The following is a 24,034-nucleotide window of genomic DNA, read 5'->3' on the forward strand; positions in this document are numbered from 1 at the left end:
CGCCACCAGCAGGTCTGGAACGACCGCGACACCGCCACCCTCCGCGACAACCGCGGCAACGTCATCGACACCGAGTCCTGGGGCCGCCGCGGACACCAGCACCGCGGCTGACGAACGCGAGGGCGTGCCGGGGGTGACGGCGGGACGGGCCCTCGCCGTCACGGGCAGCCACCCTCCTCAGCGGGTGGGGTAGTCCGTGTAGCCGCGGGCGTCTCCCCCGAAGAAGGTCGACGGGTCGGGGGTGTTGTACGGGCCTTCGGTGCGCAGGCGGTCCGGCAGGTCGGGGTTGGCGAGGAACAGGGCGCCGAAGGCGACGAGGTCGGCGGTGCCGTCCTCGACGAGCGTGAGGGCCCGGTGATCGGTGGGGCCATCGGTCGCCGGGTTCAGCACGAGGAGTCCGGAGAACTGCTTGCGCAGGGCGAGGGTCGTCTCCCGCGCCTCGGGGGCGTACTCCAGCACGTGCAGGTAGGCCAGCCCCAGGCCGTCGATCTCCTTGACCAGCGCCTCGTAGACGGACTGCGGGTCGGGCTCGGAGATGTCGTTGTACGGGTTCCCGGGCGAGACGCGCAGCGCCGTGCGCTCGGCGCCGATCGCGGCGGCGACCGCCTTGACCACCTCGACCGCGAAGCGGATGCGGTTCTCGGCCGGGCCGCCCCACTCGTCGGTGCGCAGGTTCGAGCCGGGTGCCAGGAACTGGTGGATCAGGTAGCCGTTGGCCCCGTGCAGCTCCACGCCGTCGAAGCCCGCCTCGATGGCGTTGCGGGCGGCCTCGGCGTAGTCGGCGATGGTGGCGCGCACCTCGTCGCCGGCGAGTTCGCGGGGGGTCACGAAGTCCTTCATGCCCTCGCCGGTGAACAGCTGCCCCTGGGGGGTGACCGCCGACGGGGCCACCGGGACGAGTCCGTCGGGCAGCAGCGACGGGTGGCCGATGCGGCCGGAGTGCATCAGCTGGGCGAAGATCCGCCCGCCGGCCGCGTGGACGGAGTCGGTGACCTCGCGCCAGGCCGCGACCTGTTCGGAGCTGTGCAGGCCGGGGGTGAAGGGGTAGCCCTGTCCGACGACCGAGGGCTGGACGCCCTCGCTGATGATCAGGCCGGCCGAGGCGCGCTGGGTGTAGTACTCGGCGACGAGCGGGGTGGCGATACCGCCCTCGCCCGCACGGCTGCGGGTCATCGGAGCCAGGGCGATCCGGTTGGACAGGGTGCTGCCGGCCATGCGGACCGGGTCGAAAGCGCTGGTCATTTTCGCCTCACAGAGATATTTGGTCGGCCAATCAATTGCTTCGGGATGCAGCGTACTCCATTACTTGGTCGACCAAGGTAAAATCTGGGTGATGGGTAGGATCGACGGAGAACGGCGACGGTCCGGGCGCAGCCCCGCCCACCGGGCCCGCCGTCTCCGACGCAGGAGGAGCGAGCCAATGACCGCGGAAACCGCCCCCGACACGCGCACGCCCCCGCAGTGCGCGGCGGCGCCCGGCGCCGTGCTGGACGGGCCGGTGAGCCATGCGATCAGCCGGGTTGCCCGGCTCCACCGGATCGCCGCGGGCCGCCTCCTGCGGGACCTGGGGCTGCATCCTGGCCAGGAGTTCCTGATGATGCACCTGTGGGACACCGGGGCCGTGCGCCAGTCGGAGCTGATCAAGGCGGTCGGGCTCGACCCCTCCACGGTGACCAAGATGCTCCAGCGCCTCGAACAGTCCGGCCACGTACGGCGCCGCCCCGACCCCGCCGACCGGCGGGCCTCCCTGGTCGAGGCGACGGAGGCGAGCTGCGGGCTGCTCGTCGAGGTCCGCGGGGCGTGGGGCGAGCTGGAACGCCAGACCCTGGACGGACTGGACGACGCCGAACGCGCCGAGCTGGGCCGCCTGCTGGGCAAGGTGGAGGGTTCCCTGTGCGCGTCGGTCGTCCGCAACGGCGACGCGGAGTGCGGGACGGCCGGCAAAGGGCCCGTCGGCTGCTGAGTCGAGCGCCGGGCGACCGCCCCGCGTCACCGCGGCTCCCGCGCGGCCGAGCCCGGCATGCCCGGCTGCGGCGATCGCCGTAGCCTTTGTCCCGTGCGCCACACCACCGCGGCCGCGGCCGTGACGACCGCTCTCTGCGCGGCCGCACTGGCCTGTTCCACGCAGGCCGCGCCGCCGCGGTCGCCGGCCGGGCCGCCCGACCCGCCGGCCCGGTTCACCGCGCGGGTGACGACCGTGCCGCAGGAGAAGCTGGGCGCCTCCTACCGGGTGGGCTGCCCGGTCCCGCCGGAGCGGCTCCGGCTGATCCGGATGAACCACCGGGGCTTCGACGGCCGCACCCACGTGGGCGAGATGGTCGTCCACGAGAACGCCGTCCGCCCCGTCCTGCACGTCTTCGAGCGGGCCTTCGAGGCCCGGTTCCCGATCCGCCGGATGCGCGTGATGGCCGAGTACCGCGACGACGCGGAAGCCATGGCCGACGACAACACCTCGGCCTTCAACTGCCGCCCGGTCACCGGCGATCCCCGGCGCCTGTCACAGCACGCGTGGGGCGACGCGGTCGACATCAACCCCGCCGAGAATCCGTACGTCGACATCCACGGTGTCGTCCACCCGCCGGACGCCCACGCCCACCTGCGACGCTCCGTGGCGCGCCCGGGGCAGATCCACCGGGACGACGCGGTCTCCGCGGCCTTCCGCGAGGTGGGCTGGCAGTGGGGCGGCCGCTGGGCCAACCCGGACTACCAGCACTTCTCCGCCAACGGCGAGTGAGCGCCGGGCCCGCCGCGCGGGTGACACCGGCGTGTACACGACGACCCCTCCCCCGGGTACCCCTACAGTCACCTTTTGTGATTGTTCGACCAGTCTGAGGGGATTCGCGTTGCGTCGACTCGCCGTTTCTCTCGCCTGCGTGACCGCCCTCTCCTGCGGCGCCCTCGTCGGCCCGCAGGCCGTATCGGCCCAGACCGCGGCCGCGGCGGGCGGCGGACGGGGCACCAACATCCTGATCGTGGGCATCGACAGCCGCGCGGGGCTCTCGGCCGCCGAGAAGAACCGCCTCCACGTGGGCGGGAAAGGGTGCAACTGCACCGACGTCATGATGCTCGTGCACCTGTCCGAGGACGGGCACCGGGCGAGCGTCGTCTCCATCCCGCGCGACTCCTACGTCGAATACGCCGGCACCACCGTCCCCGCGCGCAGCGGCAAGATCAACGGTGCGTTCGCCCTCGGCGGCGGCCCGCTCACGGTCGCCACCGTCGAGAAGGCCACCGGCCTCCACGTCGACCACTACCTGGAGACCGATTTCACCGGCTTCGAACGGACCGTCGACAACCTCGGCGGCGCGACCGTGTGCACGGACCGGCCGCTGAAGGACGAGAACTCCGGCCTGGACATCGGGGCCGGCCGCCACCACACCGACGGCAACCGGACCTTGCGCTACGTCCGGGCCCGGCACGTCAATCTCCGGCCCGGCGATCTGGGCCGCGTCCGCCGCCAGCAGCGCGTGGTCAACGACCTGCTGGCCCGTCTCACCGTCGAGGGCGCCCTGGCCAGCCCGCTGCGCACGGCACGGACCGTCCGCACCCTGCTGAAGACCGTTCGCACCGGCGACCGGACGGGCCCGGGCGACCTGATCCGCATCGGCTGGACGCTCGGCCGGCTGCGGGCGGACCGGACCGAGTTCGCCACCGTACCGATCCGGCTCTTCGACCACCGCGTGCCGGGCGTGGGGTCCACCCTGGTGTGGCACGAGGCCCGGTCCGCCGCGTTGTGGCAGGCCCTGGGGGCGGACCGGCCGATCACCGGCGACACCCGGATCCAGCCCGTCGCGCAGACTCCGGCGCCGACCAACCCCGAGGCCATCGGGGTCCGCGTGGACGACGCCACCGTGGCCGCGGCCCTGAGCCGCAACGGCTTCGTCGTCACCGACACCTCCCCGTCGGCGCCGCTCGTGCGGCCCGCGGGCCCGCCGGTCATCCGGTACGCCCCGGGCCAGGAGGAGCACGCGGCGACCCTCGCGGCCGCGCTGCCCGGCTCCCGGCTGGAGGCCGTCGCCGGCCACGACGCGCTCTTCGACGTCGCGGTCGGCACGGAACCCGTTCCGGTCAGAACGGTCACCTACGACCGCAACATCGCCGACGGCGCGCCGGTGACCGGCGACAGCCTGCGCTGCGCCGAGCCACCGCGAGCGGTGCCGGCGGTCCGGTCGTGACGCGGGTTCGGAAGATGGGTGCCGGCCCCGATGTGCGGGGCCGGAACCCCGGGTGATGGTGGGGTGGAGGAACATTCCCGTTGCGGGCGGGGCGTGGTGCCGGCGCGTGAGCGCTCGTGCCTTCACCTCCGGCCCCAACGGGCCGTGCAGGTGACGGTGTTGTCCGTACGGAGGCCCTCCGGCGGGAGGGGTGCGTTCGGGCACGAGAGGAGCGGCCATGCCCCACCGGGACGACGAGACCCACCTCGCACGGGCCGGGCACGCACACCGCCGTCCGCGCTCCGGGCGCCCGCCCGGCCGGGACCGGCCCGGCCGGCCGGGGGCACTGCTGGCGCTCGCCCTGACCGCCGCCCTCGCCGCGGCCGTCGCCGGCGCCGTCCTGCCGCACGGCCTGCTCCTCGCGGCCGGCCTGATCGCGGCCGCGGTGGCGGTGATCCGCTCCGGCGCGCCCGGCCGGGACCGTGAACGGCTGCCGTGAGACGGGACGGCGCGGACCCTGCCGGGCCGTGTCCTTCACGGCCTAGCGTTCCCGGGAGGCCGGTTCCGGCAGGGCCGCGGCGGCGTCCGGCACCGGGTCGGCGGACCGGCCGCCGGGGCTGCGGCGCTCGGCGAACCAGGCCGCGAGGGGCTGGGTGTAGCGGGCGGTGAGCGGGCCGATGACGACCAGGATGAGGACGTAGGCGGTGGCGAGGGGGCCCAGCGCCGGTTCGATGCCGGCGGTGACGGCGAGACCGGCGATGACGATGGAGAACTCGCCGCGGGCCACGAGCGTGCCGCCGGCCCGCCAGCGGCCCTTGACTCCGATGCCCGCCCGCCTGGCGGCCCAGTAGCCGGTGGCGATCTTCGTACCGGCGGTGACCAGCGCGAGCGCGAGGGCGGGGAGCAGGACCGGCGGGATGCTCGCCGGGTCGGTGTGCAGGCCGAAGAACACGAAGAACACGGCGGCGAACAGGTCGCGCAGCGGGCTGAGCAGCGTGTGGGTGCCCTCGGCGACCTCACCGGACAGGGCGATTCCGACCAGGAACGCCCCGACGGCGGCGGAGACCTGGAGCTGCTGGGCGATGCCCGCCACCAGCAGTGTCAGGCCGAGGACCACGAGCAGCAGCTTCTCCGGGTCGTCGCTGGAGACGAAGCGGGAGATGAGCCGGCCGTAGCGGACGGCGACGAACAGCACGGCGCCCGCGACACCGAGGGCGATGGCCAGCGTGAGGCTGCCCGCCGCCAGGCTCACCCCGGCGAGGAGGGCGGTGATGATCGGGAGGTAGACGGCCATGGCGAGGTCTTCGAGGACCAGGATGCTGAGGATGACCGGGGTTTCGCGGTTTCCGAGCCGGCCGAGGTCGCCCATGACCTTGGCGATGACGCCGGAGGATGAGATCCAGGTGACGCCGGCGAGGACGACGGCGGCGACCGGCCCCCATCCGAGGAGCAGGGCCGCGGCGGCGCCGGGCAGGGCGTTGAGGGTGAAGTCGACGATCCCCGCGGGGTACTGGGTCTTGAGGTTGGAGACGAGGTCGCTGGCGGTGTACTCCAGACCCAGCATCAGCAGCAGGAGGATGACGCCGATCTCGGCACCGATGGCGACGAACTCCTCGCTCGCCCCCAGCGGGAGGAGACCACCGGTACCGAAGGCGAGACCGGCGAGCAGGTACAGGGGAATGGGCGAGAACTTCAGCCGGCCCGCGACCCGGCCCAGCAGGCCCAGTCCGAGGATGATCGCTCCGAACTCGATGAGGAAGACGGCAGAATGCACGCGATCACTCCCGACCGAGTATCTCGGCGGCGGCGTCCACGCCTTCGCGGGTGCCGATCAGGATGAGGGTGTCCCCGCCGGCGAGGCGGAAGTCGGGGGCCGGGGAGGGGCGGGCCTCGGCCCGTCGCAGCACCGCCACGATCGAGACGCCCGTCTCGGTGCGCATCCTCGTCTCGCCGAGGAGGCGGCCGTTCCAGTGCGAGTGCGCGGAGAGTTCGACGCGCTCGGCGACCAGGCCGAGGTCGGTGGTGTGCAGGAGGCTGGGGCTGTGGTGCGCCGGCATCAGGGCGTCGATCAGCGAGGTCGTCTCCGCTCCCGTCAGGTGCAGCGATTCGGCGCAGGCGTCGGGATCGTCCGCCCGGTACAGGCTGACCGTGCGGGTGCCGTCCCGGTGTGCGATGACCGACAGGTTGCGGTGTTCGCGGGTGGTGAGGTCGTACTGGACGCCGATGCCGGGCAGCGGCGTCGTACGCATCCGTGGAGCAGGCACAGCCCATCCCCCTCGTGTCGTGAGCCTTGTGACGGTGGTGCGGCACGCGGCGGGTCCAGGCAGGCGGAACCGGCGCGGCGGGGCCCATGCTGCCATGTTTGCCATGCCCGGAATATGGGTGTCGGCACGGATGGACAGGGGCCCGGCCGGCTGGTGAGGATGGGGCGGGGAAGTGGGCTCCGCCGCAGGTCAGAGCGTGCCGGATGGGACCGGCGGGCGAAGTCGGGGATCATGGACGGGATGGGACGGGGACGGGAGGCAGCGGGCCGGAAAGGGGCGTGGCCATGTCGTTGTACTGGCGGATCTTCCTGCTGAACGCCGCCGTGTTCGTCGTCGCTGTGCTGTTGCTGTTCGGGCCGGTGACGGTGTCGACGCCGGTGCTGTTCGGCGAGGCGATCGTGCTGGTCGCCGGGCTGGCCGCGATGCTCGTGCTGAACGCGGTGCTGCTGCGGATCGGGCTGGCCCCGCTGGGGCGGCTGAGCCGGGCGATGGCGACGGTCGACCTCCTCAAGCCGGGCGTCCGGCCGCAGGTCACCGGCCAGGGCGAGATCGCCGAACTGACCGGGACGTTCAACACGATGCTGGACCGGCTCGAAGCGGAACGGGCCACCAGCAGCGGGCGGGTCCTGTCCGCCCTGGAGGAGGAACGTCACCGCATCGCGCAGGAACTCCACGACGAGGTCGGACAGACCCTGACCGCGGTCCTGCTCCAGATCAAACACGCCGCCGACCGGATCCCGGAACCGGTGCGCGGCGACCTGCACCAGGCGCAGGAGACCACCCGGGCCAGCCTCGACGAGATCCGGCGCATCGCGCGCCGGCTGCGCCCGGGGGTCCTGGAGGAACTGGGCCTGCACAGTGCCCTGCGTTCGCTGGCCGCGGAGTTCACCACGTCCCGGCTGGGTGTCAGCGCCCACATCACGCCGGGGCTGCCGGCCCTGGACGCGGCGACGGAGCTGGTGCTGTACCGCGTCGCGCAGGAGGGGCTGACCAACGCCGCCCGCCACTCGGGGGCCACCCGGGTGGAGGTGCACCTGCGTCCGGTTCCGGGCGGTGGCACGGCGCTGCTCGTCCGCGACAACGGCCGCGGGCTCGGCGGCGCCGCGGAGGGCGCCGGGATCCGGGGCATGCGCGAACGCGTCCTGCTGATCGGCGCCGAGCTGCTCGTCGGCGCCGGGCCGGGGGGCGGTACCGATGTGCGCCTGAACGTCACCGCAGACCGACACGGGGGATCCAGCTCATGACCGCACCGGCCCGCATCCTGCTCGCCGACGACCACGCCCTCGTCCGCAGCGGCGTACGGCTCATCCTCGACGCCGAACCGGATCTGGCCGTCGTCGCCGAAGCGGACGACGGTGCTGACGCCGTCCTGCGCGCCCGCGAGGACCCCGGTCTGGACCTCGCCATCCTCGACATCGCGATGCCCCGTCAGACGGGCCTCCAGGCCGCCCGCGAACTCTCCCGGCTGCGGCCGGGCCTGCGGATCCTGATGCTGACCATGTACGACAACGAGCAGTACTTCTTCGAGGCCCTCAGGGCCGGTGCCAGCGGCTACGTCCCGAAGTCCGTCGCGGACCGCGATCTCGTCGAGGCCTGCCGGGCGGCCCTGCGCGACGAGCCGTTCATCTATCCGGGCGCCGAGACCACGCTGATCCGCACCTACCTCGACCGGGCCCGCACCGGTGAGGACCTTCCGGCGCGGCCCATCACGGAGCGCGAGGAGGAGATCCTGAAACTCGTCGCCGAGGGCCACACGTCGAAGGAGATCGGCGACCTCCTCGTCATCAGCGCCAAGACGGTCGAGCGCCACCGCGCCAACCTCCTGCAGAAGCTCGGCCTGCGCGACCGCCTGGAACTGACCCGCTACGCCATCCGCGTCGGCCTCATCGAACCCTGACCGCCCGTCCCCCGCGCGGCGCGGGCCCGGTCACGAAGCTCTCGGGCTCCGGGGGACTCCCCTGAGGCGGGGTCAGGGTGCGTTCGGGGTCGGGTCGGGGGGAACCCCGTCGAAGGGGGCGGTGCGTACGGACACACTCGAAGGAGTTGATCACCGCCTTCCCGATGGAGTGTTCCCGTGCGCCGTTCCTCCGCGCTGTTCCTGACCGCCGCCGTGACCTTCGGGGCCGTCGCCCCCTCGTCGGTCGCCACCGCCGCCACCGCCGACACCGGGGCGTCCGCCGGTCTGGACCGGGCGGCGCTGCGCGAGGCGATCGCCGTACGCCCGGACGACCACGCCTCCGGCGTCGTGGCCGAGGTGCACAAGAACGGGCAGACCTGGCGGGGCACTTCCGGCGACGTCGTCACCGGCAAACGCATCAGCCCCGACGCACACTTCCGTATCGGCAGCATCACCAAACCCATGGAGGCGGTGATCCTCCTCCAGCTGTCAGCCGAGGGGCGGGTCGACCTGGACGAGAGCGTCCAGCACTACCTGCCGGGGCTGCTGCCGGAGGACCGGTTCAAGGAGCCGGTCGGCGTGCGGCAGTTGCTCGACCACAGCAGCGGCCTGCCCCATGACCTGGAGGGCGCCCCCGGGGTTTCCCCGGACGAGGAGATCGAGCGCCGCCACGACTACCTCACCTTCGACGAGGTGATCCGGCAGACCCTCCGCCCCGAGGGCAGGCCGGCTCCCGGTCCGCATTTCAGCCCCGGCACCCGGCAGGAGTACAACTCCTTCGGCTACCGCGTCGCCGGCAAGCTCATCGAGGAGATCACCGGGAACACCTACCAGGACGAGGTGACCAACCGCATCCTGAAGCCGCTGAAGATGGGGGAGACCAGGCCCGTCGCGCCGGGCCGCAGCAGGCCCGTGCCCCGGCCGTACCTGCCCGGCTACCTGTCGAAGGGCGACGGCACCTCCGTGGACGTGAACGTGCAGGGCGGGCTGCCCACCAGCATGACGTCCACCACGGGCGACCTGGACCGCTTCGTCTCCGGCCTGTTCGACGGCCGCCTGCTGCGTCCGGCGCAGGCCGCGGAGCTGTTCACCGTGCCGAAGGGCGCCGACGGCAAGCCGCTGCCGTACGCCGACGGCTCCAACTGCAACGTCGGCCCCGGCAAGGGCACCGCCTGTTACAGCGTCGGCCTCATGTCCGTGCCGCTGCCCGACGGCACGGTCCTGTGGGGCAAGACGGGCTCCGATCCGGGCTACCGCAGCGGCGTGTTCGCCTCCCGCGACCTCAGCCGCCGCGCGGTGTACTCGACGGGGACCTCGGGCGCTCCCGTCAACGGAGCCCCGCCGGTGTCCCTGCGGCTGTCCCTCGCCGCCTTCGGCAACTGACCGGCCAGGGGTGGGCACTTCCCACCGCGGCAGTGCCCTCCCCAACGCGGCCCGCCCGGTGGGCCGTTCGTACCTCATGACCGGCGCCCCGGCATGAGACACCGCACAAAGAGCCCCACAACAGCACGAACGCCTCCCCGTTCTCATAAGAAAGTACCTGTCGACTGGTTTTCTTTCAGTTCACCCGATTACATTGACGGCACCACCCCAGCGGACACCGCGCCGACAGCGACCCGGGAGGACGACCACGTGGCGAGGGCCAGACAGGAACGGGCCGAGATCACCCGCCAGGCCATCCTCGACGGCGCGGCCATCGCGTTCGACGACTCCGGATTCGAGGGCACGAGCCTCAGCGACGTCGTCAAGCACGCCGGAGTCACCAAGGGAGCGCTCTACTTCCACTTCCCGTCCAAGCAGGCACTCGCGCGCACGCTGATGGACGAACAGTTCCAGGTCTCGGAGCACCTTCCGGCGATCGAGAACCCGGGGCTGCAGACCGTCATCGACCTGACCCACCAGATGGCCCACGGGCTGCGGACCAACGTCCGCATCCGCGCCGGCATCCGCCTGGTCATCGAGTTCGGTTCCTTCACCAGCCCGGACCCCACCCCCTACGACGCCTGGATCGACACCTGCCGCAGCTGCCTGACGCCGGCCCAGCGGGTCGGTGACATCCACGCCGCCCTCGACGTCAACGCCCTCTCGGCCCTCCTCGTCGGCGCGTTCACCGGCATCCAGGTCACCTCGCACGTGCGCACCCGCCGCCAGGACCTCCACACCCGGGTCACGGACCTGTGGAACTTCCTCCTCCCCACCATCGTCCCCGCGAACCGAATGGCCCGGTTCCACCCCACGGGCACACCGCGGTCGCACGGCTCCCCCACCGGCTGACCGCACCGACCGACCGCAGCACCGCACCGCACCAGGACGGCCTCGCACACGCCGTGGCGAACCACGGGGGTGCTCGCCACGGCGTGCCCGAGACCGCCCTGCCGGAGTTCACCAGCGGCTCGCCCTACCCCTTCGAGGCCGGACCGGGGGCCGACCGCGCCCCGACGAAGGCGAGGACGGCGTCGGCAGCCTCGCCGAGGCTCGCGAAGTGGCGGTGCACGCCCTCCACCGCGACGGGGGCGTTGACCCCCATACCGTCATCCCGGCGCGCAGACCGGAGCGCACACCGGACGGTGCGTCCTCGATGACCAGGCACTCGTGCGGTTCGGCTCCCAACCGCGCCGCGGCCAGCAGGTAGGGCACCGGTGAGGGCTTGCCCTCCGCCACCGCGGCGGCATCGACGACGACCTCCGGGACGGGAAGGCCGGTCCGGGCGAACCGCCCGCGCACCCGGTGCTCGTAGTTCGAGGTCACCAGCGCCCACGACCTGGGCGGCAGGGCCTCCAGCAGGCCGGCCGCCCCGTCGAACGCCGCGTACACGCCCGAGCGCACGTCCTCGTCCTCCAGCTCGTGCAGCAGTGCCAGGCACTCCGCGGGGTCGTGCTCCGGGGCGACCTCGGCGAAGGTCTCCACCGGCCTCGTTCGCAGCGCCACCTGGTGGACCTCTTCGGGATCCAGCCCGTGGCGCCGCGCCCACTCCCCCCACATCCTGCGCTGGTTGTCCACGGCGTCGATCAACGTGCCGTCGACGTCGAACAGGACGTACTTCTTCGGTCGGGGCCCGGCGGCGGGTTCAGTGATCATGCGCCGATCATGCACCACGCCTTCGAACAACGGTTCACGGAACAACCCCGTCAGGCCCTCGTGGGCGTTTCGACGTGCGCGGCCGGGCGTCATCGGCAACCGTGGGGCCCGCCACAGGCGCCGACCCCCCTGCCCGCCGACGCTCCGAGGAGACACCCGTGAACTGGACCATCGAAGTCGTGCCCGTCCCCGTCACCGACATGGACCGTGCGAAGGAGTTCTACGCCGGGAAGATCGGCTTCAACGTCGACCTCGACGACGAGGTCGCCCCCGGCGTACGCATCATCCAGCTGACACCGCCCGGTTCCCGCTGCTCCGTCGCCCTGCTCCAGGGGATGCCCACGCCGCCCGACGCGAAGGTCATGGCCCCGGGCACCCTGCACGGGCTGCAGATGTGCGTGACCGACATCGATGCCGCCCACGCGACCCTCACCGGGCGCGGGGTGGCCGTCTCCCCCGTCCGCCATGTCGGCGCGTCGGGCTGGGAGGAGGGCAAGGGCGGCACCTGGAACTCCTTCCTCACCTTCAACGACCCCGACGGCAACGGCTGGGTGGTCCAGGAGGCCCCCTCCGAGCTGGGCGAACGCTGACCCCGGCGCGCCGGACGCCGCGGGCGGACGCAAGGCGGCGGGCGGCGCGTCCCGTGTTCGGGATGCGCCGCCCGCCGCCGGGGCCGCCGCGGGTCAGTCGGTGCCGAACTCCATCGCGGCGCGGTCGAGCATCTGCTCGTCGTCACCCTCGGCCCGGCCGCGGGAGGCGATGACCTCGGCGCCGCCTTCCGGCATCGCGCCGATCAGGCCGGTCGAGGCGGCCTGGGCGGCGCCGATCAGCGTCTCGTGCGTGTTGCCGACGATGCCGAGGGCGGCGTACTGCTCCAGCTTGGCGCGCGAGTCGGCGATGTCGAGGTTGCGCATGGTGAGCTGGCCGATCCGGTCGACCGGGCCGAAGGCCGAGTCCTCGGTGCGCTCCATGGACAGCTTGTCCGGGTGGTAGCTGAACGCCGGGCCCGTGGTGTCCATGACCGAGTAGTCCTCGCCGCGCCGCAGCCGCAGCGTGACCTCGCCGGTCACCGCCGCGCCGACCCAGCGCTGGAGGGACTCGCGGATCATCAGCGCCTGCGGGTCCAGCCACCGGCCCTCGTACATGAGGCGGCCCAGACGCCGGCCCTCGTTGTGGTACTGCGCGAGGGTGTCCTCGTTGTGGATCGCGTTGACGAGGCGCTCGTACGCCGCGTGCAGCAGCGCCATGCCGGGGGCCTCGTAGATGCCGCGGCTCTTGGCCTCGATGATCCGGTTCTCGATCTGGTCGGACATGCCCAGGCCGTGGCGGCCGCCGATGGCGTTCGCCTCCATCACCAGGTCGACGGCGGAGGCGAACTCCTTGCCGTTGATCGTCACCGGGCGGCCCTGGTCGAAGCCGATGGTCACGTCCTCGGCGGCGATCTCCACGGACGGGTCCCAGAACCGCACGCCCATGATCGGCTCGACGGTCTCGACACCGGTGTCGAGGTGCTCCAGGGTCTTGGCCTCGTGGGTGGCGCCCCAGATGTTGGCGTCGGTGGAGTAGGCCTTCTCGGTGCTGTCGCGGTAGGGGAGGCCGTGGGCGAGCAGCCACTCCGACATCTCCCTGCGGCCGCCGAGCTCGGTGACGAAGTCCGCGTCGAGCCAGGGCTTGTAGATCCGCAGGTGCGGGTTGGCCAGCAGGCCGTAGCGGTAGAACCGCTCGATGTCGTTGCCCTTGAAGGTCGAGCCGTCGCCCCAGATCTGGACGTCGTCCTCGAGCATCGCCCGGACCAGCAGGGTGCCGGTGACGGCGCGGCCGAGCGGCGTCGTGTTGAAGTAGGCCCGGCCGCCGGAGCGGATGTGGAAGGCACCGCAGGTGAGCGCTGCCAGACCCTCCTCGACCAGCGCGGCGCGGCAGTCGACCAGGCGGGCGATCTCGGCGCCGTACGCCGAGGCGCGGGCGGGCACCGACGCGATGTCGGGCTCGTCGTACTGGCCGATGTCGGCGGTGTAGGTGCACGGGACGGCGCCCTTGTCGCGCATCCACGCGACCGCGACGGAGGTGTCGAGTCCGCCGGAGAAGGCGATGCCGACGCGCTCGCCGGTGGGAAGGGAGGTGAGGACCTTAGACATAGGAAGAGTATGCAGGCTCACGCATGTTCATGCAATCTGGTGGGCGTGTCGGCCTGACCTTCCAGGCGCAGGACGACCAGAACCGTGTCGTCGGTGACGCCGACGGGCGGCACCAGCTCGGCCAGGAGGGCGTCGGCGAGCGCGGAGGGATCGGCGTCGCGGTGCCGGGCGAGGGCGTCGGCGAGGCGGCCCAGGCCCGTGTCGATGTCCTCGCGACGGCGCTCGACGAGGCCGTCGGTGTAGAGGACGAGGACGGAGCCCTCGGTGAAGGCCGTACGGGCCTGGGGGCGCGGCGCGTGTTCGGGGCGGGCCCCGAGCGGCGGGTCGGTGGCCCGGTCGAGGAAGACGACGGTGCCGTCGGGGTCGCAGAGCGCGGGCGGGAGGTGGCCGGCGCTGCTGTACGTGAGGGTGCGGCTGTGCCAGTCGATGAAGACCGAGACGGCGGTGGTGGACTCGGCGCCGGCGACGGAGCGGGCGTAGAGGCCGAGGACCTCCAGGGCCTGCGCGGGGCCGTCGGCGACGAGCGAGGCGGCCGACAGGGCGCTGCGCAGCTGCCCCATGACGCCGGCCGCGCCCAGTCCGTGGCCGACGACGTCCCCGACGGCGACGGCGGTGCAGCCGGGCGCGTCGACGAGGTCGTACCAGTCCCCGCACACGTTCAGGGACGCGGCGGCGGGCCGGTAGCGCACGGCCGCCTGGTGGTGGGCCAGCGGGCTCGGCTCGGGGAGCATCGACTCCTGGAGGTGGAGTGCCACCTCGCGTTCGCGGGCGTGGGCCTGGCGCAGCCGCTCGTTGAGCTCCTGGAGCTCCCGCGCCCGGCTGTAGAGCTCGGACTCCAGCACCTGGGTGGCGTCCTCACCGCTGCGGGCGCCCCGGGCCCGGATCAGCTCGGTGACCTCCTCCACCCGGTGCAGCAGCAGCGCCACGCTGCCGTCGGGGGCGAGGACGGGGACGTTGACCGGGCTCCAGTACCGCTCGTGCCACACCCCGGGACGCACGGGATCCTCCACGTCGTAGCGCTGCAGGGCCATCGCGTCGCGCTCGCCGGTGGTCACGGCCCGCTCCATCGAGGCGCGCATGTTGCGGGTGCCCGAGGCGTCCGGGTCGTTGGGGTTGTCGGGGAAGGCGTCGAAGATGTGGCGGCCGATGATCTGCTCGCGGGTGCGGCCGGCCACGGCCAGGTACGCCGCGTTGACGTCGAGGTACACCAGACCAGGGGTCAGCAGCGCGGCCGCGCCCGGCAGCGCGTGGAACACCGCCCGGTAGTCGATCCCGGATCCGTTCACGATCCACCTGTCCGTGTGCTTACGTCCCGGTCGTGAGGTTCCTCCCACGATAGGCGCGGCGGCGCGGAACGGCTTCAGCACGGGGGACCGCCTTGGGCCGTTCGGTCGCCGGCCCCGGGGTGTCCTGATCGGCAGGACACGCCCGAGACACGCCCTGAGACGCGCCCTAGCATCTGGGCCATGGCGAGGAGCGGGGAGAGCGGTGGCGGGGCGGGCGGCGGGTGGCACGTCTGCGTGGTGAAGTACCGGCGCGGGGCCGGGCGGCCGGCGCACGGCGCGCCGCCGGCGGCCGGGCGGCCCCTGGCCCGGCGGGACGGGCTGAGCGTGCTGGGCGGGGCCGGGGAGGTCCGTTGCGTCGACGCCTCTGGCCGCGTGCTGTGGACCGCCGCCTGTTCCGGTGTCCCGAACGCCGCCCACATCTGCGGCGGCCGGGTCCTGGTCACCACGGACTCGCTCGACTACACCCCGTGGGGGCACCTCGGTCCGGCCCTGCTGCTGGACCTGGTGGACGGGTCCCCGGTCGCCGAGCTGCGGGGTGCGAGCGGCGCGGTGCTGAGCGGCGGCCGGTTCTTCCTGGGGCTGGAGGGCTACGACGTCTTCGACACCTGGGAGTACGACCGGGACGGCGCCCTGGTGGACTCCTGGCGCAGCTACGGTCACTACGTCACCGGTACGGGCATCCGCGTCGTCGAGACCGACCGCAGTCTGCCCACGCGCAGCCGGGTGGTGCGGTTGCTGCCCGGGGGCGCCGTCGAACGCGGGCCGTCGCTCACCGATCCGCTGTGCCCCGAGCCCGTGGTGCTCGCGGACGGCACCATCCTGGTCCTCGACGCGGGGGTGCTGCGTGCCGTCGACCGCCGGCTGGGGGACGCCGTCCTCGCCGAGCTGCTTCCCGTGGACCCGGACCAGACCTGGCGCTGTCGCGGTGGGCTGCGCCGCAGCGGCGACAGGCTCACCGTGACCGTCGCGGAGGAACACCGCGACCGGCCCGGCAAGCACGTCCTGCACACCTGGACCCTCGCCCTCCGGCCCGGACCGACAACCATGTGATCATGTCGGTCGGCACACCAGCACCTCATGGGGGGACCATGCGCACCCGCACCACCACCGCCACGACAGGCCTCGTCACCGCGCTCGCGGTGGTGCTCGCGCTGGCGGGCTGCAGTAACGCCCCGGACAAGGACCGGCCCGCGACGGCGGGCCCCACGGCGTCGGCGCCCGCCCCGGCCGCACCGGGGGGCGGCTCGGGGTTCGACGGCCCGCGCCCGCAGGACCAGAACCTGCTGGCATGGACCGGCGACCCCAATGACGCGGGCCACGTCACCGCCCAGTCCACCGCCGGGGTCGCCGGCCGGATCACGCTGGTGCGGATCGTCCTGCGCGAGCAGATCACCTGGTCGAACATCTGGCTGGGGCTGGCCGGGCTGGACCCGAACGCGCAGCTGGCCAACTGCTACCTCGGCGTGTACGACGCCAAGGGCACGCTCGTCGCGTCGACCGCCGACATCTCGCCCCAGCTGATGACGGACGCCATCGCCAAGCCGCTGCCGCTGGCCAAGCCCTTCTCGGCCGCCCCCGGTACGTACTTCATCGCCATGCTGCTCAACGGCAACTGGGCCACGAACGCCCTCACCCTGAAGTCCACGGGCGCCGGCATCTCCGTCAACGCCGGGCTGACTCCGCCGAACCTGCGCTACAGCAGCATCCTGACCGGCCAGTCCTCGCTGCCCGCCACCGTGAACCTCGGCGAGCAGTCCACGGCCACCATCAACACCGGCTGGGCCAGCCAGTGGTACGCCATCTCCTGACGACATATGCCGGTGGGTGACCTACCATGCGGGCATGAGTGGTCGCGCGATGCAGGAACCGACCCTTCTCCTCCTGACCGCACTCGCGGACGCACCCCGCCACGGGTACGCGATCGCCCGCGAGGTGGATCTGATTTCGGGCGGTCGGGTCAAGATGCGCACGGGCACCCTGTACGGGGCCCTGGAGCGGCTGCTGGGGCAGGGCCTGATCGAGGTCCACGAGGAGCAGATCGTCGACAGCCGGCTGCGGCGCACCTACGGCCTCACCGCCACGGGCCGGGAGAGCCTGGCGGCCGAGGTGGCGCGGATCGTCGCCACGGCCCGCGAGGCCACCCGCCGGCTGGGCGGCTGCGGAGAGACGGCCACGGCGTGAGCCGTCGCCCGCTGCGCCCGTACCCGGCGGAGTTCCGCGGGGGCTTCGGCGACGAGACCGCCGGGCCCCCGGGAGGCGGCCGAGCACGCCGGGCGGCTCACCCGCCTGCAGGAAGGCTGCGACATCGTGCTGCTCGCGGCCACGGGACCGGGCGTGCGCCTGGGGCGGCGCAGGGACTCCGGTACGGCCGGCCGCGCCTGAACCGGCCGGCCGGGCGTCAGGCGTCGGCCCCCACGGCGCTGACGCGGATCTTGGACTGGCCGTGGCCGAGTTCCTCCCAGTCCTCCATGAAGCGCGCGGCCAGTCCGTGCCGGGCGGCGAGGTCGACGAGGGTCTGCGTCCGGTAGTAGAAGTCCTCGCGCAGGACCTGGTGTTCGGTGCCGGTGGTGCGGTCGAAGGTGAAGTCGAAGTGGCCCCCCGGCGCCAGGACGCGGCCCACGTGGGCGAGGCATTCGTCGATCACCTCGATGGGCGAGTGCGAGAACACGCTGTGGGCGTGGACCACGTCGAAGTAGGCGTCGGGCAGGAAGTCCAGCGTGAGGTTCCTGGTGATCGTCAGGTGCGGGACCTTGGCCTGGAGTCCACGCTCGGTCAGCGTCCGCTTGGCGGCGATGAGGATGTCCGGCGAGATGTCGATGCCGTAGTAGTGGCCCGCGTCGAGGTAGTCGATGAAGCGCCAGCCGGCGCGCAGGTTCCCGCAGCCGATGTCCAGCATCCTGGCCCCTGGCTTCAGCCCGTGGTCGAGCAGGTAGTCGAACTGCATCTTGCCGAGGGCGAGCCAGCGTTCGTGGGTCTGGCTGCCGACGGCGGCCTCCGGGTTGCGGCGCGTGTCCGAGGCCATCACCGCCCGGTAGTAGCTCACGTGGTCGGGGTGTTTGAAGGCCAGCCACCGGTCGCGCGCGGCGCGCTTGAGGTACGGGGCGATGCGGTTCGGGCGGCTCGCCGCGTAGCGGACCTTGTGGACGAGGGACTCCCGGTTGGCGGTGAGGTTCTTCCTGGTGGCCATGAGCACTCCGTGTTCGTCGCAAGGCGAAATCCCGGTGCGGCAGGCGGGATCCGCTGCCACCCGGAAGGATCTTCAGCACCCACCGGACGTCGGTCACCGACATGTACAAATCACTGGAGTGTGATGAGCGGACGACTCCCCTGCCGCGTGGATGGGTGGTGGATCTGTAGCGATATGCCCCAGATTGCCATCCATTGCGGCTGCAGCCCGGCAACGCGCCCCGGCGCGGCCGACGGTGCCGTCAGTTCGCGGCGGGGGGGCGGTCTTCGAGCAGGAGGCGGGTGCGGAAGAGGTCGAGGACCGCGTCGAGGGCCTCGCGGGTGGGATGGCCCGGTTCGTCGACGAGGTGCTCCGTGAGGACGGAGTGCGGCGGCAGGGCGCTGTCCGGGTTCGCGACGCCGTCGTCCAGCTCGACGGCGACGAAGGCGTCGCCCAGTTCGCGCCGCAGGTACGCGAACCGGTCGCCCGGGACCAGCCGGTCCCCCCGGAAGCGCAGGCCCAGAACCTGGAGCCCCTCGCGCTCGCAGCGTCCGCGGACCACGGCGAGGTCCTCGGGGCTGATGTCGATGGCGGCGGCGCGGCCGGGGGTGCAGGCCAGCGGCAGCGACGGCTGGGACAGGACCGGGGCGACCAGGCGCTCGTCCGTGGCCATGGCCAGGGCGAACCCGCCGGTCAGGCACATGCCGACCGCGCCCACGCCGGGGCCGCCGCACCGCTCGTGTTCGGCGGCGGCCAGGGCGCGCAGCCACCGCACCACGCGGGAGCTGCGCCCCGTGGCCAGCAGGGTGAACTCCCGGCTGACGCACACCCGCCACATGGTCGACGCCATGTAGCGGCCGCTGTTCGCCCAGCCGACGGTTCGCGGGTCCGGGTCGCGGCCGGGTTCGCCGAAGAGCACCGGGAGCACGGCGGTACAGCCGGCGGCCGCCACCCGCTCGGCGAACTCGATGACCTTGGGGGTGATGCCCGGGATCTCCGCCATGACGATCACCGCGGGGCCCGTGCCCGCGCACAGCACGCGGCGGGTCGCGCCCTCGTGGGTGAACGAACCCTCGGTGAAGCCGGTCAGGTCGTGGTTCGGCACGTGCCCGGTCCCTTCCGTCGACGCTTCTGGACCGCGCTCAAGTTACCGGCAGGTATGGCCTGGTGGTCAACCCTCACGGACCATGTGGTCGTCGCCGTCGGGCGCAGGGGCGTCAGCCCACCTGGATGCCGATCACGCAGGTGTCGTCGTCCGTGTCCGACCGGCTGCCGGCGAGCAGGCCGTCCAGCCGCGCGTCCAGGTCCCCGGCACCGGCGGCGGCCGCGTTGACGAGGTGGCCGAGCGAGTCCTGGACGGAGGAGTCCCGCCGTTCCACCAGCCCGTCCGTGAACATCAGCAAGGTGTCGTCCGGTTCGAGCTGCACCTCCCGCTCGCCGTACTTGACGTCGGGCAGGGCGCCGAGGAGCAGGCCCTCGATGAGCGGGAAGGCGTCGGCCCCGCCACCGCGGACGAGTACGGGCGGCAGGTGGCCGGCGCGCGCCCAGCGCAGCACCCTCGTGCGCGGGTCGAAGATGCCGCACACGGCGGTGGCGGTCACGTGCTTGGCCAGGTTGTGGGTCACCGTGTTGAGCCAGGACAGCAGCTGGCCCGGGCCCGCGCCGGTGACGGCCAGGCCGCGCAGGGCGTTGCGCAGCACGACCATGCCGGTGGCGGCCTCGATGCCGTGGCCGGCGACGTCACCCACGGACAGCATGATGAGACCGGAGGGCAGGACGACGGTGTCGTACCAGTCGCCGCCGACGAGCGACTCGGTCTCGGCCGGCCGGTAGCGCACGGCCACCCGCATGCCGGGAGCCTCGATGGCCGGCGGTGTGGGCGGCATGATGGCGTGCTGGAGCTGGAGGGCGAGCCGGTTGCGTTCGGCGGACTCGGCCTCGGTGTGGGCGAGCTGGTCCCTGGTCGCGGCCAGCGCCACCTCGGTCCAGTGCTGGGCGGAGATGTCCTGGTAGGCGCCGCGTACGGCGTGCAGTCGCCGGTCCGCGTCGAGGACGGGCTCGGCGACCACCCGGATGTGGCGGGTGATTCCGTCGGGGCGCTGGAGGCGGAAATTGACGGACGAGGGGCGGCGGTGGTGGAGCAGCGCCCGCAGGAAGCGGCCGAGGGCGACCGAGTCGTCCGGATGGGCGTGGGCGGGCAGTTCCCGCAGCCGTACGGGGTGCGCGGTGGCCGGGAGGCCGTGCAGGGCGTAGAGCTGGGCGTTCCAGGTGGTCTCGCCGGTGGCGAGGTTCTCCTCGAAGCCGCCGATGCGGCCCAGGCGCTGGGCGTGCTGGAGGAGGTTGGCCAGCCGGGCCGTCTCGTCCTCGATCCGCCAGATCAGCAGGACGGCGGCGCCGTGGCGGCTGACGCTGATGTCCGCGACCGAGGTGAGCGGGATCTGGTCGACCAGTGCGGTCAGGCTCATGCGTTCGGCCCGGAACGGCTCGCCCGTCGCGTGGACGCGCTCGATGATGTCGAACAGCCCGTTCTCGGCGGCGGCCATCGGGTAGGCCTCCAGCAGGAGTGCGCCGTTGACGTCGCCGCGCGGACGTCCCACCGGGTCGACGAAGCGGCTGCCGGCGTGCCGGATCCGGAAGTCGGTGAGCCGGCCGTCGGGGTCGAGGACCGCAGTGAGCACCACGGCCGGGTCCTGAAGTCCCTCGGCGAGGTCGATGAGTTCCGCGACGTCCGGGAGTACCGCTTCGAGGGCCGTCGGGTCGCCCGGCACGGCGGCGTCCATGGTGCGGGCGCACAGCTCGGCGAGGGCCTCGACCTGGCGCTCGATCTGCGGCGGCTGTGGTGCCAGGGGCCCGGGCCAGCAGATTTCGAGGACGCCGTGGATCCGTCCGCCCGTCCCGGTCGGTACGGCCATGCGTCCGCCGTCGGGCCACTGGAGGTGCCCGATGGAGGGCAGGCCCGCGCGTTCGAGGCGGGCGAGGGTCACCAGCCGGCGCTCGCGCAGTGCGAGGCCGGCGACGGTGGACACGCCGGGGGGTACGTGCCGCCAGCGGACGGCCTCCCGGGGCGGGAAGCCGGCGTGGCCGGCGAGGGCCAGCGAGCCGTCGGGCACGGCGGTCCACACGGCGACGGCGACGGCGCCCAGCGGCCCCAGGGCGTTGGTCAGGAGGGACTCGGCCACGGCCTGGGTGTCGGAGGCCGCGGCCAGCATGCCGCTCTCGGCGGTGCGCAGCCGGACCGACACCGTGGAGTGCTCGGCGGGGTCGTCGGCGACGCCGGTGCTGCCGGCGCTCTCGACGAACGCGGCGGCGATCTCGCTGACGTGGTCGCGGGACGCCTGGTTGACGATGTCGGCGGCGAGTTCGAGTCGGGACGTGCCGCTCTCCCGGCACAGCACGTCGAGCTGGCGTGCCGCCGCGGCCGGCGTGCAGTTCAGCTGCCCGATGAGGATGCCCTTGGCCAGTTCCACGAGGGCCCGGCCGTCGGCGGCGGCCTGCGCCTCCAGCACCTCCCGGCGCAGCCGTTCGACGGTGGCGACGAGGCGCCCGAGCGGGGTCGGGGACTGGTGCGGGATGGCGCAGGCGGTCTGGCCCGCGACCGGCGCGGACGGCGGGTGGACGGCGCCGCCGCGCGTCGTGTCGCCGGTCATCGGGTGAGCCAGTGCCGGACGCGGGCGATGAGGTCGTCGGCGTCCACCGGTTTGGTCACGTAGTCGCTGGCGCCGGCGGCGAGGCTCTTCTCCCGGTCCCCCGGCATGGCCTTGGCGGTGACCGCGATGATGGGCAGGGCCTCGTACGCCGGCATCCGGCGGATCTCGGCGGTGGCCGCGTAGCCGTCCAGTTCCGGCATCATCACGTCCATCAGGATCAGGTCGACGTCGGCGTTGCCGGTGAGGGCGTCGATGCCCTTGCGGCCGTCCTCGGCGTGGAGCACCCGCATGCCGTGCAGTTCCAGGACCCCGCTGAGGGCGAAGAGGTTGCGCGCGTCGTCGTCGACGACGAGGACGGTGCGTCCGGCCAGGTCACCGTCGGGCACGTGGGCGTCCTGCTGCCGGGCGTCCGGGTGCACGAGCGGCAGCACGTCCCCGGGCTGCTCGGCCGACAGGTGCAGGGCGATGCGTTCGCGCAGTTCGTCCAGGCTGGACAGCAGTTCCACCCGGCGTGACGCGGCCCGTTCCCGCAGGGCCTCCTCCCGGCCGGTGCGCACCCGGGGGTTGTTGTGGGCGAGGACGGGCAGCGAGGAGAGGGCCGGGTCCCCGTCGAGCGCGTCGAGGAAGCGCAGCGCTTCGCCGTCGGGCATGTCCAGTTCCAGCACGACGCAGTGGAAGGCGTCGGACGCCAGGGCGGCGGCCGCCTCCCGCGAGCTGGTGGCGCCCACGACCTGGATGCCGCCGCGCTCCCCCGGGGCATGGGGGTGCGGGGCGAAGTCCCGGTCGGCGCTCTCGGCGACGAGGGAGAGCAGCCCGTTCGGCCGTTCCTCGATCACCAGCAGCCGGCGGGTGCGCCGCTGCGCCGGGAGCGCGGGCGTGTCCCGGCGGCCCGGTTCGCCCGTCGCGGACGTGCCCTCGGGCGAGGCCGTCACCGCCTCGTCGGCGGGCGGGGCGTCCTCGTAGTCCGCCCGGCTGACCGGCAGGTAGAGGGTGAAGGTGCTGCCCTGGCCCGGGGTGCTCTCCGCGGTGACGGCGCCGCCGAGGAGCTGGGCGATCTCGCGGCTGATGGAGAGGCCGAGGCCGGTGCCGCCGTACTTGCGGCTGGTGGTGCCGTCGGCCTGCTGGAAGGCCCCGAAGACGGACTCCAGCTGCTGCTCGGGGATGCCGATGCCGGTGTCCCGTACCCGGAAGGCCAGCATGGGGCCGCGGCGGGAGACGCCGGCGGGGAGTTCGGGGGCCGTCGCCGGTTCGATGCGCAGCTCGACGCCGCCGCGCTCGGTGAACTTGACGGCGTTGGACAGCAGGTTGCGCAGGATCTGGCGCAGGCGGGCGTCGTCGGTGAGCAGGTCGTCGGGTGCGTCGGGGGCGGTGGTGACGGTGAAGTCGAGGCTCTTCTGGGTGGTCATCGGCCGGAAGGTGGCGTCGACGTACTCGAGCAGCTGGGGCAGGTGCACGCGCTCGGGGTTGATGTCCATCTTGCCCGCCTCGACCTTCGACAGGTCGAGGATGTCGTTGATCAGCTGGAGCAGGTCGGAGCCGGCCGAGTGGATGATGCCCGCGTACTCGACGGGCCAGGATGAGGAGGCTGTTGAGCGGGGTGCGCAGTTCGTGGCTCATGTTGGCCAGGAACTCGGACTTGTAGGTGGAGGCCAGCGACAGCTGCTGGGCGCGTGCCTCCAGTTCCTGCCGGGCCTGTTCGATCTCCAGGTTCTTGGCCTCGATGTCGCTGTTCTGGCTGGCGAGGAGGGCGGCCTTCTCCTCCAGTTCGGCGTTGGAGCGCTGGAGTTCCACGGCGGTGAAGGCGCTGAAGGAGGCGATCTCGATCACGCCGAGCACCTGGTCGTCGACGACGATCGGCAGGATGATCAGGCTGCCCGGGGTGGTGTGGCCGAGGCCGGAGGAGATGATGTAGTCGCCGGGGACCCGGTCGGTGGCGATGATGCGGTGGCTGCGGGCGGCCTGCCCGACGAGGGACTCCCCGAGGGCGAACCTCGTGCCCTCCTGGGCGTGCGCGGGACGGCCGTAGGAGCCGACGAGGGTGAGCACGGTTCCGCTGGGGGCGTCCTCGGCGAGGTAGAAGGCGCCGTACTGGGCGGCGACCAGCGGCGTCAGTTCGTCCATGACGAGTTCGGCGACGGCCGCGAGGTCGCGGTGGCCCTGCATGAGTCCGGAGATGCGGGCGAGGTTGGACTTGAGCCAGTCCTGTTCCTGGTTGGCCCGGGTGCTCTCGCGCAGCGAGCCGACCATGGAGTTGATGTTGTCCTTGAGTTCGGCGACCTCGCCGGAGGCGTCGACCGTGATCGAGCGGGTCAGGTCGCCCTCGGCGACCGCGCTGGCGACCTCGGCGATGGCCCGGACCTGGCGGGTGAGGTTCCCGGCCAGCTCGTTGACGTTCTCGGTGAGCCGC

At 72.8% G+C, this 24,034-nt stretch carries 20 protein-coding genes and 2 pseudogenes; 12 read left to right on the plus strand and 10 right to left on the minus strand.

Annotated features, from left to right (window positions below; all coding sequences use genetic code 11):
* Nucleotides 1–177 precede the first annotated feature (177 nt).
* Nucleotides 178–1,242: an alkene reductase gene (locus IG86_RS0136665; RefSeq protein WP_030902661.1), complete on the minus strand. Its 1,065-nt coding sequence runs from the start codon at nt 1,240–1,242 to the stop codon at nt 178–180.
* Nucleotides 1,243–1,420: 178 nt separating this feature from the next.
* Between IG86_RS0136665 and IG86_RS0136670 the strand changes: the two genes are divergently transcribed.
* From IG86_RS0136670 to IG86_RS0136685, 4 genes are all read left to right on the plus strand, one after another.
* Nucleotides 1,421–1,963, plus strand: a complete 543-nt coding sequence (locus tag IG86_RS0136670) for a MarR family winged helix-turn-helix transcriptional regulator (RefSeq protein ID WP_078848370.1) — start codon at nt 1,421–1,423, stop codon at nt 1,961–1,963.
* Between the two features lie 93 nt (nt 1,964–2,056).
* The gene (locus tag IG86_RS0136675) at nt 2,057–2,734 is read left to right on the plus strand and encodes a M15 family metallopeptidase (RefSeq protein ID WP_234316141.1); all 678 of its coding nucleotides are present in this window, start codon (nt 2,057–2,059) and stop codon (nt 2,732–2,734) included.
* A gap of 139 nt (nt 2,735–2,873) precedes the next feature.
* Entirely contained in the window at nt 2,874–4,175 is a 1,302-nt protein-coding gene (locus IG86_RS0136680; protein ID WP_244306251.1) for an LCP family protein, read from the plus strand.
* A gap of 217 nt (nt 4,176–4,392) precedes the next feature.
* Nucleotides 4,393–4,653 carry a hypothetical protein gene (locus IG86_RS0136685; protein WP_030833735.1) on the plus strand — a complete coding sequence of 87 codons (261 nt, stop codon included), beginning with the start codon at nt 4,393–4,395 and terminating at the stop codon, nt 4,651–4,653.
* 42 nt (nt 4,654–4,695) lie between these two features.
* Here the strand turns inward: IG86_RS0136685 and IG86_RS0136690 are convergent, their stop codons facing one another.
* A complete protein-coding gene (locus IG86_RS0136690) occupies nt 4,696–5,928 on the minus strand; it encodes a cation:proton antiporter (RefSeq protein WP_030902665.1) in 1,233 nt (410 codons plus the stop codon).
* Between the two features lie 4 nt (nt 5,929–5,932).
* Nucleotides 5,933–6,418: a cation:proton antiporter regulatory subunit gene (locus tag IG86_RS0136695; protein ID WP_107052001.1), complete on the minus strand. Its 486-nt coding sequence runs from the start codon at nt 6,416–6,418 to the stop codon at nt 5,933–5,935.
* Nucleotides 6,419–6,702: 284 nt separating this feature from the next.
* Here IG86_RS0136695 and IG86_RS0136700 point away from each other — a divergent pair, with 284 nt between their 5' ends.
* From IG86_RS0136700 to IG86_RS0136715, 4 genes are all read left to right on the plus strand, one after another.
* Nucleotides 6,703–7,662 (plus strand): HAMP domain-containing sensor histidine kinase, encoded by a 960-nt coding sequence (locus tag IG86_RS0136700; RefSeq protein WP_030833745.1) that lies wholly within the window; start codon nt 6,703–6,705, stop codon nt 7,660–7,662.
* Nucleotides 7,659–8,315 (plus strand): response regulator, encoded by a 657-nt coding sequence (locus IG86_RS0136705; protein WP_030833748.1) that lies wholly within the window; start codon nt 7,659–7,661, stop codon nt 8,313–8,315. Before IG86_RS0136700 ends, IG86_RS0136705 begins: the two co-directional genes overlap by 4 nt.
* Nucleotides 8,316–8,492: 177 nt before the next feature.
* Nucleotides 8,493–9,698: a serine hydrolase domain-containing protein gene (locus tag IG86_RS0136710; protein ID WP_030902667.1), complete on the plus strand. Its 1,206-nt coding sequence runs from the start codon at nt 8,493–8,495 to the stop codon at nt 9,696–9,698.
* 249 nt (nt 9,699–9,947) lie between these two features.
* The gene (locus IG86_RS0136715; RefSeq protein ID WP_030902669.1) at nt 9,948–10,589 is read left to right on the plus strand and encodes a ScbR family autoregulator-binding transcription factor; all 642 of its coding nucleotides are present in this window, start codon (nt 9,948–9,950) and stop codon (nt 10,587–10,589) included.
* A gap of 124 nt (nt 10,590–10,713) precedes the next feature.
* On the opposite strand, the pseudogene IG86_RS39485 reads toward IG86_RS0136715, so the two are convergent.
* Nucleotides 10,714–11,393, minus strand: a pseudogene (locus tag IG86_RS39485) (HAD-IA family hydrolase).
* 158 nt (nt 11,394–11,551) lie between these two features.
* On the opposite strand from IG86_RS39485, the gene IG86_RS0136725 reads away from it, so the two are divergent.
* Nucleotides 11,552–11,983 carry a VOC family protein gene (locus IG86_RS0136725; RefSeq protein ID WP_030902670.1) on the plus strand — a complete coding sequence of 144 codons (432 nt, stop codon included), beginning with the start codon at nt 11,552–11,554 and terminating at the stop codon, nt 11,981–11,983.
* A gap of 93 nt (nt 11,984–12,076) precedes the next feature.
* On the opposite strand, the gene argG is transcribed toward IG86_RS0136725, so the two are convergent.
* Together argG and IG86_RS0136735 are read right to left on the minus strand one after the other, a co-directional pair.
* On the minus strand, nt 12,077–13,528 hold the full coding sequence (argG, locus tag IG86_RS0136730; RefSeq protein WP_030902672.1) for an argininosuccinate synthase: 1,452 nt from the start codon (nt 13,526–13,528) through the stop codon (nt 12,077–12,079).
* 17 nt (nt 13,529–13,545) lie between these two features.
* Nucleotides 13,546–14,817 (minus strand): PP2C family protein-serine/threonine phosphatase, encoded by a 1,272-nt coding sequence (locus tag IG86_RS0136735; protein ID WP_051785625.1) that lies wholly within the window; start codon nt 14,815–14,817, stop codon nt 13,546–13,548.
* A 177-nt stretch (nt 14,818–14,994) separates the two neighbouring features.
* Here IG86_RS0136735 and IG86_RS0136740 point away from each other — a divergent pair, with 177 nt between their 5' ends.
* The 3 genes from IG86_RS0136740 to IG86_RS0136750 are packed head-to-tail and all read left to right on the plus strand — an operon-like array spanning nt 14,995 to nt 16,995.
* Nucleotides 14,995–15,864: a hypothetical protein gene (locus IG86_RS0136740; protein WP_157854981.1), complete on the plus strand. Its 870-nt coding sequence runs from the start codon at nt 14,995–14,997 to the stop codon at nt 15,862–15,864.
* 38 nt (nt 15,865–15,902) lie between these two features.
* Nucleotides 15,903–16,622, plus strand: a complete 720-nt coding sequence (locus tag IG86_RS0136745; RefSeq protein ID WP_030902677.1) for a hypothetical protein — start codon at nt 15,903–15,905, stop codon at nt 16,620–16,622.
* A gap of 34 nt (nt 16,623–16,656) precedes the next feature.
* Nucleotides 16,657–16,995, plus strand: a complete 339-nt coding sequence (locus IG86_RS0136750) for a PadR family transcriptional regulator (RefSeq protein WP_030833771.1) — start codon at nt 16,657–16,659, stop codon at nt 16,993–16,995.
* 217 nt (nt 16,996–17,212) lie between these two features.
* On the opposite strand, the gene IG86_RS0136755 is transcribed toward IG86_RS0136750, so the two are convergent.
* From IG86_RS0136755 to IG86_RS41945, 4 genes and pseudogenes are all read right to left on the minus strand, one after another.
* Nucleotides 17,213–18,001 carry a class I SAM-dependent methyltransferase gene (locus IG86_RS0136755; RefSeq protein WP_030902679.1) on the minus strand — a complete coding sequence of 263 codons (789 nt, stop codon included), beginning with the start codon at nt 17,999–18,001 and terminating at the stop codon, nt 17,213–17,215.
* Nucleotides 18,002–18,242: 241 nt separating this feature from the next.
* Complete coding sequence (locus tag IG86_RS0136760) at nt 18,243–19,085, minus strand: dienelactone hydrolase family protein (protein ID WP_030902681.1); 843 nt, start codon at nt 19,083–19,085, stop codon at nt 18,243–18,245.
* A gap of 112 nt (nt 19,086–19,197) precedes the next feature.
* The gene (locus IG86_RS0136765) at nt 19,198–21,627 is read right to left on the minus strand and encodes a SpoIIE family protein phosphatase (RefSeq protein ID WP_078848366.1); all 2,430 of its coding nucleotides are present in this window, start codon (nt 21,625–21,627) and stop codon (nt 19,198–19,200) included.
* A pseudogene (locus tag IG86_RS41945) lies at nt 21,624–24,034 on the minus strand (response regulator); the annotation flags it as partial. The gene IG86_RS0136765 and the pseudogene IG86_RS41945, both read right to left, overlap by 4 nt.

This window comes from Streptomyces virginiae, assembly GCF_000720455.1.
In the GTDB taxonomy this organism is placed as follows: Bacteria; Actinomycetota; Actinomycetes; order Streptomycetales; family Streptomycetaceae; genus Streptomyces; species Streptomyces virginiae.